Below are 14,910 nucleotides of genomic sequence, written 5' to 3' on the forward strand. Positions count from 1 at the left end.
CTCCTCAGGCGGCGTTCTTGAGTTTCGGGTCCAGCGCATCGCGCAGGCCGTCGCCCATCAGGTTGATTGCCAGCACACTGAGCAGAATGGTCAGGCCGGGCAGGCTCACCACCCACCAGGCGCGCTCGATGTAGTCACGGGCCGAAGCCAGCATGGTGCCCCACTCCGGGGTCGGCGGCTGTACGCCAAGGCCAAGGAAGCCCAGGGCGGCGGCGTCGAGGATGGCCGAGGAGAAGCTGAGGGTGGCCTGCACGATCAGCGGTGCCATGCAGTTGGGCAGCACGGTGACGAACATCAGCCGTGGCAGCCCGGCACCAGCCAGGCGTGCGGCGGTGACGTAGTCGCGGTTCAGCTCGCCCATCACGGCGGCGCGGGTCAGGCGCACGTAGGATGGCAACGACACGATGGCAATGGCGATCACGGTGTTGATCAGGCCTGGGCCGAGGATGGCGACGATGGCCACCGCCAGCAGCAGCGAGGGCAGGGCCAGCATCACGTCCATCAGGCGCATGATCGACGGGCCGAGCAGTTGCGGGAAGAAACCGGCCAGCAGGCCCAGCAGGATGCCAGGGATCAGCGACATCACCACCGACGACAGGCCGATCAGCAGCGAAAGCCGCGCGCCCTGGATCAGCCGCGAAAGCAGGTCGCGGCCCAGCTCGTCGGTGCCGAGGATGAACTGCCAGCTGCCACCTTCGAGCCACACCGGTGGGGTCAGCAGGAATTCGCGGTACTGCTCGCTCGGGTCGTGCGGGGCGACCCATGACGCGAACAGCGCGCAGAACACCACCAGGCACATGAAGGCCAGGCCCATCACCGCACCTTTGTTGCGGGCGAAGGCTTGCCAGAATTCTTTGTATGGCGAGGGGTAGAGCAGGCTCTGGTCCACCGGGCTGGCCGGCGTGACGGATTTCGGAATCGGGCTAGTCATGGCGAAGGCCTCAGCGCTGATGACGGATGCGTGGGTTGGCCAGGCCGTAGAGGATATCCACGACGAAGTTGACCAGGATCACCAGGCAGGCGATCAACAGGATGCCGTTCTGGACCACGGGGTAGTCACGGGCACCGATGGCTTCGATCAGCCACTTGCCGATGCCCGGCCAGGAAAAGATGGTTTCGGTCAGCACCGCACCGGCCAGCAACGTACCGACCTGCAGGCCGAATACGGTCAGTACCGGGATCAGCGCGTTGCGCAGGCCGTGCACGAACACCACGCGGGCCGGCGACAGGCCTTTGGCGCGGGCGGTGCGGATGTAGTCCTCGCGCAGCACTTCGAGCATCGACGAGCGGGTCATGCGGGCAATCACCGCCAGCGGGATGGTGCCGAGCACGATGGCCGGCAGGATCAGGTGCATCACCGCGTCCTTGAATGCACCTTCCTCGTCGCTGAGCAGGGTGTCGATGAGCATGAAGCCGGTCTTCGGCTCGATGTCGTAGAGCAGGTCGATGCGCCCGGACACCGGGGTCCAGCCCAGGCTTACCGAGAAGAACATGATCAGGATCAGGCCCCACCAGAAGATCGGCATCGAATAACCCGCCAGCGAAATGCCCATCACCCCGTGGTCGAACAGCGAACCGCGCTTGAGCGCGGCGATCACCCCGGCCAGCAGGCCGACGATGCCGGCGAACAACAGGGCGGCAAAGGCCAGTTCCAGAGTGGCCGGGAACAGGGTGAGGAACTCGCTCCACACGCTTTCGCGGGTGCGCAGCGATTCACCGAGGTCACCCTGGGCCAGCTTGCCGACGTAGTCCAGGTACTGGACCGGCAGCGGCTTGTTCAACCCCAGGCGCTCCATGGCCTGGGCATGCATTTCGGGGTCGACCCTGCGCTCGCCCATCATCACTTCCACCGGGTCGCCGGGGATCAGGCGTATGAGCGCGAAGGTCAGCAAGGTGATACCGAAAAAGGTCGGTATCAGCAGGCCAAGGCGCCGGGCAATAAAGCTCAACATTGTCGGGGTTACCTCATCAGGCCGTGGGGCGATCAGCCCGCTACGGTGGTGCCGCCGGTTCCCGTGTGGGTTGCCGGCGGTCGTTGTTGTTCTACTTCACCTTGGTGGTGGCGAAGTTGTTGTTGGTCAGAGGGTTGATCACGTAGCCCTCCACGTTGTCACGCATGGCGGTGAACATCTTCGGATGGGCCATGCTGATCCAGGGTTGTTCGTCATCGTACACTTTCAATGCCTCGTTATAGAGCCTTGCACGCTCGTCGTTGTCGATCACTTCGCGGGCGCGGCTGATCAGCTCCTGGAACTTGGGGTTGCACCAGCGTGCATAGTTCTCGCCGCTTTTGGCGGCATCGCAACTGAGCAGCGGGCTGAGGAAATTGTCCGGGTCGCCGTTGTCGCCGGCCCAGCCGGTGGACACCAGGTCGGCCTCGCCCTTCTTGGCCCGGCGCAGCATTTCGGCCCACTCCATCACGCGGATGTCCAGCTTCAGTCCGATCTGCTTGAGGTCGGCCTGCAGCATCTCGGCAGACAAGCGCGGGTTGGGGTTGGTCGGGCCGCCGCCGTTGCGCGTGAACAGGGTGATTACCGTACCTTCGGGCACGCCCGCCTGCTTGAGCAGATCGCGCGCCTTGGCCAGGTCGCGGGGTGGGTTTCTGTTCTCGTTGTTGTAGCCGATCATGGTCGGCGGGTACGGGTTCACGCCGAGCAATGCGTTGCCTTTGCCGAACAATTGGTCGACATGGGTCTGGCGGTCGAAGGCCATGTTGATGGCTTTGCGCACGCGAACGTCGCTCAGGTATTTGTGTTCGGTGTTCATCGAGATGTAACCGGTGACCAAGGCCTCGATCTCCTCGACCTTGAGTTTCGGGTCCTGCTTGATCGACGGCACGTCATCGGGCTTGGGATAGAGCGCTACCTGGCACTCGTTGGCGCGCAGTTTCTGCAGGCGCACATTGCTGTCGGTAGCGATGGCGAAGACCAGCGCATCGGCCGGCGGCTTGCCGCGGAAATAGTCCGGGTTAGGCTTGAAGCGAACCTGGGCATCCTTGTTGTAACGCTGGAAGATGAACGGGCCGGTGCCGATCGGCTTGCTGTTCAACTCGGCAGCCTTGCCAGCCTTGAGCAACTGGTCGCCGTATTCGGCGGAGTAGATCGAGGTGAAGCCCATGGCCATGTCGCGCAGGAACGGCGCTTCCGGTCGGGTAAGGGTAATTACCACGGTGTGCTCGTCGGCCTTGCTGACCGACTTGAGCAGGTCCTTGAAGCCCATGCTCTCGAAGTACGGGTATCCGACGCTGGTCTTGTCATGCCATGGATGGTTCGGATCGAGCTGGCGATTGAGGCTCCACAGGACGTCATCGGCGTTGAAGTCGCGGGTGGGCTTGAAGTAGTCGGTAGTGTGGAACTTCACGCCCTGGCGCAGATGGAAGGTGTAGGTCAGGCCATCGGCTGAAATGTCCCAACGCTCGGCCAGGGCCGGCTGGACTTCGGTGGTACCGGGCTTGAAGTCGACCAGGCGATTGAACACCGTCTCGGCCGAGGCATCGGCGGTGACCGCAGTGGTGTACTGGACGATGTCGAACCCTTCCGGGCTGGCTTCGGTGCACACCACCAATGGTTTGGCCGCCAGTTGCGTGGCACCGCCCAGAAGCAGTGCGGCCAGGGCCAGGCGCAGTGGCCGCGATTTCATGAAAGCTCTCTGCATGGGTTGAAACTCCCTGCTTGCATTGATTCCAGCGTAGCCGCCACGGCCCGCAGCGAAGCAGGCCGTGGCGCCGGCGGTCAGAGAATGTTGAATGGAATGGTGGTAACCACCCGGAACTCATCCAGGCTGCCATCGCCCTGGGCCTTGCTGGCGCGGTGCGCGGTGTAGGTGGCACGGATGCTGGTGTCTTTCAATGGCCCGCTCTGTACCGCGTAGCTGGTGCCGAAGCCCCACTCGTAGTGGGTTTCGCCATCCAGGCCGTTTACGTCGTAGGCGGTACCGCGGTAATGGGTACCATCGATGCCCCAGCCGCGGGCGTTGTACAGGTTGAACTTCAGGCCCGGCACGCCGTACGGCGCCATGTTCAGCACGTAGGAAATCTGCAGCGATTTCTCGTTGGGGCCGTTGAAGTCCGACAGCAGCGAGTTGGCCAGGTAGATGCCGTTGGTTTCGTGCAGGTAGTCGAAGTACTCGTTGCCGTTGACCTGCTGCCAGGAGGCGCTGAGGGTGTGGGCCTGGTGGGTCAGGCCGAACGACAGGCTGTAGGTGTCGTTGTCGATCTCGCCCATCTTCTTGCTGCCGGCGTCGACGGTCTTGTAGTAGTTCAGGCCGGTGCTCAGGCTTAGCACCGCACTATCACCGAGCACATGGTTGGCGCCGAAGTAGTACTGGTTCCAGAAGTCGTCGACCTTGGTGGCGTACAGGCTGGTGCTCAGGCTCTTGAACGGCTGATAGTTGATGCCGGCGGTGCTGGCGCGGTCGGTCTCCACGCCAGTGGCGCTGTACTCGGTGCGGAACTTGCTGAGGCTCTGTTCGGTACGTGGCGAGACGCGGTCGAAGGTGCCCAGGTCGAAGCTCAGGTTGTCGAATTCGGCGCTGTGCAGGAACGCGCCCTGGAAGCTCGAGGGCAGGGCGCGGTTGCCGATGTAGGCGATCATCGGCGTGTCCACCGATTGGCGGCCGACGGTGAGCGTGGTGTTGGACACCCGCGCCTTGACGTTGGCCAGGCCCATCTTGCTCCACTGGCCGACCGGGTCGCCGTCGCTGTGGGTCAGGGTGCGGTTGTTGGGGCCGGCGACGTCCTCGCGGTTTTGCAGCAGGGCGATGGCATTGTAACCGGCGGCTTCGACGGCGAAGCCGACGGTGCCCTGGGTGAAACCGGAGCTGTAGTTGAGGATGGTGCCCTGCACCCAGTTCTCGCGGCTGTGGGTGTCGTGGCGGGTGCCGTCGCTCTTGTAGTACTTCCACAGCGGGGCGCGTGTGGCGCGCTCGCGGGCGTACCAGTTGCGGGTGCTGCCGGAAAGGCTCTGGCCGTCGACAAAGCCGCTGGCCTGCTCCTGCTCGCTGCTGCCTTTTAGTGTGATGGGCACGTATTCCTGGCTTTGCGGGTCGGCCTGGGTCACGGTGGATAAGGCACTGATGGATAACGCCAGTGCGGTCAAGGTGAATAATCTCAAGGTTAAAGCTCCCTTTCTGTTCTTCTAGTTATTGCCTGGCCTTGTGGGCCGGGCTTCTTGCTGCGGTGTTGCCAGGGTTGCCCGGGGTCACCGGGCAGAATCGGGGCGTTGTGTTGGCTGTGCCGGCCCTTTCGCGGGTAAACCCGCTCCCACAGGGGCACCACAGGTTTCGGCATGTGCGCCGTATCTGTGGGAGCGGGTTTACCCGCGAAGAGGCCCTTGAGGGTTAAAGATCAATCAACACTCACACCGGAAAAATCGTTGCGCCCGAAAGGGCTGACCTTGAATTCGGAAACCTTGATGCTCAGCGGTTGGTTGACCGTTGAATGTGCCACCGGGGTAATCGGCACCTGCTGCTTGAGCCGCTGCTGGGCCTGCTGGTACAGGGCGGTGCGCTGCGCGCGGTCGGTGACCTGCTTGGCCTGCTTGACCAGGCTGTCGTACTGCCGATCGCACCACAGCGAGTAGTTGTTGCTGCCGATGGCATCGCAGTTGTAGAGGGTGCCCAGCCAGTTGTCCGGGTCGCCGTTGTCCCCGGTCCAGCCGATCAGGGCAATATCGTGCTCGCCGCTTTTCATGCGCTTGAGGTACTCGCCCCATTCATAGCTGACAATGCGCACCTTGAAGCCGAGCTTGCTCCAGTCGGCCTGGAGCATTTCCGCCATCAGCTTGGCGTTTGGGTTGTACGGGCGCTGCACCGGCATGGCCCACAGGGTGATCTCGGTACCCGGCTTGACTCCGGCCTGCTGCAGTAGCTGTTTGGCCTTTTCCGGATCGAAGGGGGCGTCCTTGATGCTGTCGTCATAGGACCACTGGGTCGGCGGCATGGCGTTGACTGCCAGCTGGCCGGAATCCTGATACACAGCCTGGATGATCGCCTGCTTGTTCACTGCCATGTCCATTGCCTGGCGCACTTCCAACCGGTCGAACGGTGGGTGTTGAGTGTTGTAGGCGATATAGCCGAGGTTGAAGCCAGGCTGTTGCAGCACCTGCAGTTTGCTGTCGGCCTTGAGCGCCGGGAGATCTGCGGGGCGCGGGTGGAGGGTGACCTGGCATTCGTTGCGGCGCAGCTTCTGGATGCGCACCGAAGGGTCGATGTTGATCGAGAACACCAGGTTGTCGATCTTCACGTCCTGCGGTGACCAATAGGCCTTGTTGCCTTTGTAGCGGATCTGCGAATCCTTCTGATAACGCTGGAACACGAACGGGCCGGTGCCGATCGGTTGCTGGTTGATGTCGCTGGGGCGCCCGCTGGTCATCAACTGTTCGGCGTATTCGGCAGAGAGGATCGAGGCGAAGCTCATGGCCAGGTTCTGGATGAACGCGGCATCGACCTTGTTCAGGGTGAACACCACGGTCAGTGGACCGGTCTTTTCGACACGGGCGATGTTCTTGTCCAGGCCCATGCTGATGAAATAGGGGAACTCGGTCGGGTAGGCCTGGCGGAACGGGTGGTTCTTGTCGAGCATGCGGTTGAAGGTGAACAGCACGTCGTCGGCGTTGAAGTTGCGGCTCGGTGCAAAGGCCTTGTTGCTGTGGAACTTCACCCCTTCGCGCAGGTGGAAGGTGTAGCGCAGGCCATCTTCGGACACCTCCCAGCGGGTCGCCAGGGCAGGGTGCACGGCAGTGCCGCCGCGTTCGAACTCGACCAGGCGGTTGTAGATCGGTTCGGCGGCGTCGTTGTCGGTGGCGCTGGTGTACTGGGCAGTGTCGAAGCCGGCGGGGCTGCCTTCGGAACAGAACACCAGGTTGTTGGCCAGCAGCGCCGGCGATTGGCTGATCAGGCCGAGGGCCAGCAGGGCGGAAACTCGGGTGGTATGGCGCATGGCAAGTCCTTTTACGTCTGTTTGCGCCGCCTCGGGGTACGAATGGCGGCAACAGGTCGCCGACCCCGCTGCGGATGACGGCGGGACGACATGGAGGGGGACGAGGTTGGCGGGGCACCCGCCGCTCGGCGGGTGCCTTGGCTAGCCTATTTGTCCACGCTGACGCCGTAGAAGGAGTTCAGCGCGAACGGGCTGATCTTGAAGTCCTTCACCTTGGCGCTCATGGGCTGGTACACGGTGGAGTGGGCGATCGGGGTGATCGGCACCTGCTCCTTGAGGATGTGCTGTGCCTGCTGATACAACTCGGTGCGCTTGGCCTGGTCGGAAGTGGCCTTGGCCTGCTTGATCAGGTCGTCGTAGGGCTTGTAGCACCATTTGGAGAAGTTGTTGCCGTTCATGGCGTCGCAGCCGTACAGGGTGCCCAGCCAGTTATCCGGGTCACCGTTGTCACCGCTCCAGCCGATCAGCATGGCGCCCTGTTCGCCGCCTTTGGAGCGCTTGATGTACTCGCCCCATTCATAGCTGACGATCTTGGCCTTGATGCCGACCTTGGCCCAGTCGGATTGCAGCATCTCGGCCATCAGCTTGGCATTGGGGTTGTACGGGCGTTGCACGGGCATCGCCCACAGGGTGATTTCGGTGCCTTCCTTGATGCCGGCTTCCTTGAGCAGTTGCTTGGCTTTTTCAGGGTCGAATGGCGCGTCCTTGATGCTGTCGTCATAGGACCACTGGGTCGGGGGCATGGCGTTGACCGCCAGTTGGCCGGCGCCCTGGTAGACCGACTCGATGATCTTTTTCTTGTCCACGGCCATGTCCAGCGCCTCGCGGACTTTCAGCTGGGCCAGCGGGTTGGGCTCGTTGCTGCCCTTGACCTTGTCCATCACGTTGTAGGCGATGTAGCCGAGGTTGAAACCGGCTTGCTGCGGCATCTGCAGCTTGGGGTCCTGTTTCAGCGGCTGGATGTCGGCAGGGCGCGGGAACAGGGTGACCTGGCACTCGTTCTTCTTCAGCTTCTGCATGCGCACAGAGGCGTCGGTGGTGATGGCGAAGATCAGGTTGTCGATCTTCACGTCATCAGGTTGCCAGTAGTCCTTGTTGCCCTTGAAGCGGATCTGCGCGTCCTTCTGGTACTTGCTGAATACGAACGGGCCAGTGCCGATCGGCTTCTGGTTGATGTCGGCGGCCTTGCCGTCCTTGAGCAACTGGTCGGCGTATTCGGCGGACTGGATCGAGGCGAAGCTCATGGCCAGGTTCTGAATGAATGCGGCGTCGACTTCGTTGAGGGTGAACCTGACGGTATGTTCGTCGAGCTTTTCCAGCTTGGCGATGTTCTTGTCCATGCCCATGTCGGTGAAGTATGGGAACTCGGTGGGGTAGGCCTTGCGGAACGGGTGGACCTTGTCGAGCATGCGGTTGAAGGTGAACAGCACGTCGTCGGCGTTGAAGTTGCGGGTGGGCTTGAAGTAGTCGGTGGTGTGGAACTTGACCCCTTCGCGCAGGTGGAAGGTGTAGGTCTTTCCGTCGTCGGAGACTTCCCACTTGGTTGCCAGACCCGGGATGACTGCCGTGCCGCCACGTTCGAACTGGGTCAAGCGGTTGAACACGGTCTCGGCCGAGGCGTCAAAGTCAGTCCCTGTGGTGTATTGGCCCGGGTCGAAGCCGGCCGGGCTGCCTTCGGAGCAGAACACCAGGTTGGACGCTGCGAGGGCCGACGGTGCGCCGGAGAGCAAGCCTGCGCCTAGCAGGAACGGAATGACTGCGTGTTTGAGCATGGTGGCCTCATTGTTGTCATTTTTCGATTGAGGTGGCCTCGTGAGCCGACCTGCGGATACTTATGCAGGGGGTGTTCCCAATGCAATATGCGGAGGGATAGTTGGCGCCAGAAAAGTGGTACGGGCGTACATGGATGTCGCATTGATATAACTTTCGAAGAAGTTAAACGTTTGCGTAGGCAAAATGATGGCTTTTTGCGGGATATTTCGAGGCGGGGTTGGCGTAGGAAGCACCTTATTGGTGCGTAGGAAATGTCTGAATCTGCGCTTTTTCGACTGACCTCATCGCCGGCAAGCCAGCCCCACAGGTACAACACAAGGGCTGAAACCTGTGGTGTATCTGTGGGAGCTGGCTTGCCGGCGATAGGGGCGCAATGCGCCCCCGGCGAACTCAAGGCATCTGCACTTCGATCAGGCCATCGGCATTCATGCTCACTTCACTGGTCCCTGCCTCGATATCCGGCGCCGGTGCCGACTCATCAGCCCCCATGGCCTTCATCGCCATCGGCGCACTGCGCAGGTAAGGGCGCGGGTAACCGCTGCTGTTGAGGTTCAGGCTGACCACCTTGTAGCCCTTGCCACCCAGTGCCTCGGTAGCCAGTTGCGCGCGTGCCTTGAAGGCATCCACCGCATCCTTGAGCAGTGCATCCTCGCTGGCCTTGCGCGTGGCCGGGGCGATGGAGAAGTCCATGCCCCCCATCTTCAGCTCTTGCAGCAAGTCGGCGGTCAGTTGCGACAGGGCAGGGAAGTTGGCGCTTTCCAGGCGCAACTCGGCGCGCTCGCGCCAGCCGGTGATCTTCTGGCCCTTGCTGTCATATACCGGGTAGCTGTTGCGGCTACCCTGGCTGATCTTCACGTCCTTGACCTGGCGCGACTGCTGTACGGCCTTGTTCATGGTCTCGGTGATCTGCTTGGCGAGCTTGCCCGGGTCGGTGTTCTGCGCTTCGCTGTACAGGGTAACGACCATCAGGTCGCGCGCCACTTCCTTGCTGACCTCGGCACGCAGCGAGACCTGATTGTAGCGCGGCTCATCGGCAGCCAGCGCCGGCAGGCTGGCGAGCAGGCCGCAGGACAGGATCAGGGCGGTGCCGCGACGTGGGATTTGCATGTGGTACTCCTTGGCAATATAAGGCGTGGGTTGTGGCCATTCATTCCACGCATGGCCCATCAGACCGGCAACAGTGTAGTGGGTTCAAAAGTGCCATCATGAACCTGTGACAAAGTGTGGCGCTTTGCCGCATCGCTGCAGCGAGGCGCCTGGCTTCGGTATACTCCAGCCGATTTTTCTGGAGCACTCATCAGGAGAGCTCATGCTCGCCGCCGTACAACCGCTGTCCGCTACTCGCCAGAACCTCTGGCGCCTGACCGTCATTCGGGTCCTGGTCCTGGCTGCCCAGGCCGGCTCCGTGGGCGTCGCCTACTGGACCGAACTGCTGCCTTTGCCCTGGCTGTCGCTGGCCGGCACCTTGGCCTTGTCTTCGCTGCTGTGCGCCTTCACGGCCCTGCGCCTGCGCCTGTCGCTGCCAGTCACCGAGCTGGAATATGCCCTGCAACTGGCCTGCGACCTGCTGATCCACAGTGCCTTGCTGTACTACTCCGGCGGTTCGACCAACCCGTTCGTTTCGTATTACCTGGTGCCGCTGGCGATTGCCGCAGTTACCTTGCCGTGGCTGTATTCGCTGATCCTGTCCGGCATTGCCCTGACCGCCTACAGCCTGCTGCTGGTGCAGTTCTACCCGCTCGAAGGCCTGCCGATGGCGCGGGACAAGATGCAGGTGTATGGCATGTGGCTGAGTATTGCCCTGGCCGCGGCGGTGATCACCTTCTTTGCCGCACGCATGGCCGAAGAGCTGCGCCGCCAGGAGCAACTGCGTTCCGAGCGGCGTGAAGAAAGCCTGCGCGACGAGCAGCTGCTGGCCGTGGCCACCCAGGCCGCCGGTGCCGCCCATGAGCTGGGCACACCGTTGGCGACCATGAGCGTGCTGCTGAACGAAATGCGCCAGGACCACGCCGACCCCTTGCTGCAGGAAGACCTGCAGATCCTTCAGGACCAGGTGAAGCTGTGCAAGGAAACCCTGCAACAGCTGGTACGCGCCGCCGAAGCCAACCGCCGCCTGGCCGTGGTGGAGCAGGATGTCACGGCCTGGCTGGACGAAGCGCTCAACCGTTGGCACCTGATGCGCCCGGAAGCCAGCTACCGCTTCCAGCGCTTGCGCGACGGCCAGGTGCCGCGCCTGACCCCGCCGCCGGACCTGACCCAGGCGCTGTTGAACCTGTTGAACAATGCCGCCGATGCCTGCCCCGACGACCTTGAAGTGCGCCTGGACTGGGACACCCATGACATCGTCATCAGCATCCGTGACCACGGCCCCGGCGTGCCGCCGGCGATCGCCGAGGCCATCGGCAAACCCTTCATTACCACCAAGGGCAAAGGCTTCGGCCTGGGCCTGTTCTTGAGCAAGGCCAGCGTGACCCGTGCGGGCGGTTCGGTGAAACTCTATAGTCATGAACAGGGTGGCACCCTGACCGAACTGCGCCTGCCCTATGGCAAGCGAGGAGATGAATGATGAGCGAAGAAAACCAGGTCGAAGGCGAAGAGCTGCCGCACCTGCTGCTGGTGGATGACGATGCCACCTTCACCCGGGTCATGGCCCGGGCCATGAGCCGCCGCGGTTTCCGCGTAAGCACCGCCAGCTCTGCCGAAGAAGGGTTGATCCTGGCCCAGCAGGACCTGCCGGACTACGCCACGCTGGACCTGAAGATGGAGGGCGACTCCGGCCTGGTGCTGCTGCCCAAGCTGCTGGAGCTGGACCCGGAAATGCGCGTGGTGATCCTGACCGGTTACTCGAGCATTGCCACTGCGGTGGAAGCGGTCAAGCGTGGTGCCTGCAACTACCTGTGCAAGCCGGCCGATGCCGATGATGTGCTGGCTGCGTTGCTGTCAGAGCACACCGACCTGGACAGCCTGGTGCCGGAAAACCCGATGTCGGTCGACCGCCTGCAATGGGAGCATATCCAGCGCGTACTGAACGAGCACGAGGGCAATATCTCGGCCACCGCGCGGGCGCTGGGCATGCACCGGCGGACCTTGCAGCGCAAACTGCAGAAGCGCCCGGTTCGGCGCTGATTCAGTACTGGCAGTGCCGGCCTCTTCGCGGGTAAACCCGCTCTTACAGGTGTTCACAGGCCTCCAGACCTGTGCAGTACCTGTAGGAGCGGGTTTACCCGCGAAAGGGCCGTAACTGCCAGAAACTTCTCTTTATCACCCCGCGATCCCCGCAAGTCCCGGCCGTTGGCGTATCATTAGCCCCCTAACGGCAACCCCTCCAGGATCGCTTGCGCATGCTCGCCCTTCTTATCCAGACGTTGAACATCACGGCCCCGGTCTTCGCCATGCTGTTCATGGGCGTGCTGCTCAAACGTATCCGCCTGATCGACGACAATTTCAACCGCGTAGCCTCGCAACTGGTGTTCAACGTGTGCATGCCGGCGTTGCTGTTCCTCGGCATCTACCACGCCGACCTGGCCACGGCGGTCAAACCCGGCGTCCTTCTCTATTTCATCGTCGCCACCCTGGCCGGCTTCGCCATTGCCTGGGGCATGGCCATCTGGCGCAGCCCGCTGGCCGACCGGGGCATCTATACCCAGGGCGCATTCCGTGGGAACAACGGCGTGATCGGCCTGGCCCTGGCCGCCAGTCTCTACGGCGACTACGGCATCTCCCTGGGGGCGGTACTCGCCGGCCTGGTCATCCTCATGTACAACTCGTTGTCGGCAGTGGTGCTGGCGGTTTACAGCCAGGACCTGAAGTCCGACCCGTGGAGCATCTGCAAGAGCATCTTCAGCAACCCGCTGATCATCAGTGTGCTGGTGGCCACGCCCATGGCCTACGGCCAGGTGCCGCTGCCCAACTGGCTGCTGACCTCGGGCGATTACCTGGCGCAGATGACCCTGCCGCTGGCGCTGATCTGCATCGGTGGCACGCTGTCGATGGCGGCACTGCGCGACAGTGGCAGGCTGGCCATCGACGCCAGCCTGGTGAAGATGGTCTGGCTACCGCTGCTGGGTACCCTCGGTGCCTGGCTATGCGGCTTCCGCGGCGCCGAGCTGGGCATCCTGTTCCTGTACATCGGCAGCCCGACTGCAGCTGCCAGCTACGTCATGGCGCGGGCGGCGAACGGCAACCATGAGCTGGCTGCATCGATCATCGTGATTACCACGCTAATGGCGGCGATCACCACCAACATTGGTATTTTCATCTTGCAGTGGGGCGGATGGATCTAGATCCTTGACTGCAAACAACACAAAAACACAGCCTCACTGAGCTAAAGGACACTTCATGCAAGACCAGAGCACGCCCGAGCGGTTACAGCGCGGGCTGAAGAATCGCCATATCCAGCTGATCGCGCTGGGCGGGGCCATCGGTACCGGGTTGTTCCTGGGCATTGCCCAGACCATCCAGCTGGCGGGCCCCTCCGTCCTGCTGGGCTACGCCATTGCCGGCCTGATGGCCTTCCTGATCATGCGCCAGCTCGGTGAAATGGTTGTTGAAGAGCCCGTGGCCGGCAGCTTCAGCCACTTCGCCCACCAGTACTGGAGCGAGTTTGCCGGGTTTGTTTCGGGCTGGAACTACTGGGTGGTGTACGTACTGGTCGGCATGGCCGAGCTTACCGCGGTGGGCATCTACGTGCAGTACTGGTGGCCCGGCTTCCCCACCTGGGCAACGGCGGCGATCTTCTTCGTGGTGATCAACCTGATCAACCTCACCCAGGTTAAGGTCTACGGCGAGATGGAGTTCTGGTTCGCCCTGGTCAAGGTGGTGGCCATCGTCAGCATGATCGGCTTCGGCGCCTGGCTGCTGACCAGCGGCCATGGCGGCCCGGACGCCAGCGTGGCCAACCTCTGGCAGTACGGCGGTTTCTTCCCCAACGGCGTCACCGGCCTGGTGATGGCACTGGCAGTGATCATGTTCTCGTTTGGTGGCCTGGAGCTGGTGGGTATCACCGCCGCCGAGGCCGACAACCCGCGTCAGAGCATCCCAAAGGCCACCAACCAGGTGGTGTACCGTATCCTCATTTTCTATATCGGTGCCCTGGCGGTGCTGCTGTCGCTGTACCCATGGCAGAAGGTGGTGCAGGGTGGCAGCCCGTTCGTGATGATCTTCCATGAACTGGACAGTGACCTGGTGGCGACCATCCTCAATATCGTGGTGCTGACGGCGGCGCTGTCGGTGTACAACAGCTGCGTGTACGCCAACAGCCGCATGCTGTTCGGCCTGGCCAGCCAGGGCGATGCACCGCGTCAGTTGCTGAAGGTAAGCCGTAGCGGCGTGCCGCTGACCGCGCTGGGTGTATCGGCTTTTGCCACCGGGCTATGCGTACTGATCAACTACCTGATGCCGGGTGAAGCCTTTGGTTTGCTGATGGCCCTGGCGGTGTCGGCGCTGGTGATCAACTGGGCGAGCATCAGCATCACCCACCTGAAGTTCCGCAAGGCCAAGCTGGCGGCCGGGATTACCCCGTTCTACAAGAGCTGGGGGCACCCGATAACCAACTACCTGTGCCTGGCGTTCATCGTGCTGATCCTGGTGGTGATGTACCTGACCCCGCCGATTCGCATCTCGGTGATGCTGATTCCGGGGTGGATCCTGGTGCTGTGGGTGGCCTTCAAGATGAAGAAGGCTCGCCAGACCAGGTAGGTAACACAGTACCGGCCTCTTCGCGGGCACGCCCGCTCCCACAGGGATTCCACAGGCTCTAAGACCTGTGCAGTACCTGTGGGAGCGGGTTTACCCGCGAAGAGGCCGGGCCTGAAAAAGGCTGGGTCAGCCTTGATAGCTGTCGATCACTTCCTGTGCCGCACGGAACGCATCAATCGCCGCCGGCACCCCTGCATACACCGCGCAATGCAGCAGCGCTTCGCGAACTTCCTCCACCGTACAGCCATTGTTCAGCGCCCCGCGCACATGCCCCTTGAGCTCCTGCGGGCACTTGAGTGCGGTCAGCGTGGCCAGGGTAATCAGGCTGCGGGTTTTCAACGGCAGCCCATCGCGGGCCCACACGCTGCCCCAGGCATGTTCGTTGACGAAGTCCTGCAGCGGCTGGGTAAAGTCGGTGGCATTGCCCAGGGCGCGGTCGACGAACGCATCGCCCATCACCTGCCGCCGAATCTGTTCGCCGGTTTTCTTGCTATCAGCCATGT

Annotated in this window: 12 protein-coding genes; 4 read left to right on the forward strand and 8 right to left on the reverse strand. The window is 62.4% G+C overall.

What is annotated here, in order from left to right; all coding sequences use genetic code 11:
• Nucleotides 1-4: 4 nt before the first annotated feature.
• The 7 genes from E5221_RS05160 to E5221_RS05190 all read right to left on the reverse strand — a co-directional run bounded on the left by E5221_RS05160 (nt 5) and on the right by E5221_RS05190 (nt 9,817).
• Nucleotides 5-931 (reverse strand): ABC transporter permease subunit, encoded by a 927-nt coding sequence (locus E5221_RS05160; protein WP_247846952.1) that lies wholly within the window; start codon nt 929-931, stop codon nt 5-7.
• 10 nt (nt 932-941) lie between these two features.
• Entirely contained in the window at nt 942-1,952 is a 1,011-nt protein-coding gene (locus tag E5221_RS05165; RefSeq protein ID WP_012316108.1) for an ABC transporter permease subunit, read from the reverse strand.
• Between the two features lie 91 nt (nt 1,953-2,043).
• Complete coding sequence (locus E5221_RS05170) at nt 2,044-3,654, reverse strand: ABC transporter substrate-binding protein (RefSeq protein ID WP_247846953.1); 1,611 nt, start codon at nt 3,652-3,654, stop codon at nt 2,044-2,046.
• Between the two features lie 77 nt (nt 3,655-3,731).
• Nucleotides 3,732-5,111 carry an OprD family porin gene (locus tag E5221_RS05175; RefSeq protein WP_061551942.1) on the reverse strand — a complete coding sequence of 460 codons (1,380 nt, stop codon included), beginning with the start codon at nt 5,109-5,111 and terminating at the stop codon, nt 3,732-3,734.
• Nucleotides 5,112-5,344: 233 nt separating this feature from the next.
• Entirely contained in the window at nt 5,345-6,937 is a 1,593-nt protein-coding gene (locus E5221_RS05180; protein ID WP_247846954.1) for an ABC transporter substrate-binding protein, read from the reverse strand.
• A 146-nt stretch (nt 6,938-7,083) separates the two neighbouring features.
• On the reverse strand, nt 7,084-8,709 hold the full coding sequence (locus E5221_RS05185; RefSeq protein ID WP_247846955.1) for an ABC transporter substrate-binding protein: 1,626 nt from the start codon (nt 8,707-8,709) through the stop codon (nt 7,084-7,086).
• A 391-nt stretch (nt 8,710-9,100) separates the two neighbouring features.
• Nucleotides 9,101-9,817 carry an SIMPL domain-containing protein gene (locus tag E5221_RS05190; protein WP_015269044.1) on the reverse strand — a complete coding sequence of 239 codons (717 nt, stop codon included), beginning with the start codon at nt 9,815-9,817 and terminating at the stop codon, nt 9,101-9,103.
• 202 nt (nt 9,818-10,019) lie between these two features.
• Between E5221_RS05190 and E5221_RS05195 the strand changes: the two genes are divergently transcribed.
• From E5221_RS05195 to E5221_RS05210, 4 genes are all read left to right on the forward strand, one after another.
• A complete protein-coding gene (locus tag E5221_RS05195) occupies nt 10,020-11,276 on the forward strand; it encodes an ATP-binding protein (protein ID WP_003257889.1) in 1,257 nt (418 codons plus the stop codon).
• Nucleotides 11,276-11,836: a response regulator transcription factor gene (locus tag E5221_RS05200; RefSeq protein WP_015269045.1), complete on the forward strand. Its 561-nt coding sequence runs from the start codon at nt 11,276-11,278 to the stop codon at nt 11,834-11,836. Before E5221_RS05195 ends, E5221_RS05200 begins: the two co-directional genes overlap by 1 nt.
• Nucleotides 11,837-12,051: 215 nt before the next feature.
• Nucleotides 12,052-12,993: an AEC family transporter gene (locus E5221_RS05205; protein WP_247846956.1), complete on the forward strand. Its 942-nt coding sequence runs from the start codon at nt 12,052-12,054 to the stop codon at nt 12,991-12,993.
• A gap of 55 nt (nt 12,994-13,048) precedes the next feature.
• Nucleotides 13,049-14,407 carry an amino acid permease gene (locus E5221_RS05210; RefSeq protein WP_061551946.1) on the forward strand — a complete coding sequence of 453 codons (1,359 nt, stop codon included), beginning with the start codon at nt 13,049-13,051 and terminating at the stop codon, nt 14,405-14,407.
• 126 nt (nt 14,408-14,533) lie between these two features.
• Here E5221_RS05210 and E5221_RS05215 read toward each other — a convergent pair whose 3' ends face one another.
• On the reverse strand, nt 14,534-14,908 hold the full coding sequence (locus E5221_RS05215) for a carboxymuconolactone decarboxylase family protein (RefSeq protein WP_061551947.1): 375 nt from the start codon (nt 14,906-14,908) through the stop codon (nt 14,534-14,536).
• Nucleotides 14,909-14,910 lie beyond the last annotated feature (2 nt).

The organism is Pseudomonas sp. A2, from assembly GCF_023100865.1.
In the GTDB taxonomy this organism is placed as follows: Bacteria; Pseudomonadota; Gammaproteobacteria; order Pseudomonadales; family Pseudomonadaceae; genus Aquipseudomonas; species Aquipseudomonas asiatica.

Bases quoted from the DNA above. Each gene is read 5' to 3' on its own strand.
- E5221_RS05210 (WP_061551946.1), top strand. From the start codon at position 13,049: ATGCAAGACCAGAGCACGCCCGAGCGGTTACAGCGCGGGCTGAAGAAT.
- E5221_RS05165 (WP_012316108.1), bottom strand. From the start codon at position 1,952: ATGTTGAGCTTTATTGCCCGGCGCCTTGGCCTGCTGATACCGACCTTT.
- E5221_RS05180 (WP_247846954.1), bottom strand. From the start codon at position 6,937: ATGCGCCATACCACCCGAGTTTCCGCCCTGCTGGCCCTCGGCCTGATC.
- E5221_RS05215 (WP_061551947.1), bottom strand. From the start codon at position 14,908: ATGGCTGATAGCAAGAAAACCGGCGAACAGATTCGGCGGCAGGTGATG.
- E5221_RS05190 (WP_015269044.1), bottom strand. From the start codon at position 9,817: ATGCAAATCCCACGTCGCGGCACCGCCCTGATCCTGTCCTGCGGCCTG.
- E5221_RS05205 (WP_247846956.1), top strand. From the start codon at position 12,052: ATGCTCGCCCTTCTTATCCAGACGTTGAACATCACGGCCCCGGTCTTC.
- E5221_RS05195 (WP_003257889.1), top strand. From the start codon at position 10,020: ATGCTCGCCGCCGTACAACCGCTGTCCGCTACTCGCCAGAACCTCTGG.
- E5221_RS05200 (WP_015269045.1), top strand. From the start codon at position 11,276: ATGAGCGAAGAAAACCAGGTCGAAGGCGAAGAGCTGCCGCACCTGCTG.
- E5221_RS05185 (WP_247846955.1), bottom strand. From the start codon at position 8,709: ATGCTCAAACACGCAGTCATTCCGTTCCTGCTAGGCGCAGGCTTGCTC.
- E5221_RS05170 (WP_247846953.1), bottom strand. From the start codon at position 3,654: ATGCAGAGAGCTTTCATGAAATCGCGGCCACTGCGCCTGGCCCTGGCC.
- E5221_RS05160 (WP_247846952.1), bottom strand. From the start codon at position 931: ATGACTAGCCCGATTCCGAAATCCGTCACGCCGGCCAGCCCGGTGGAC.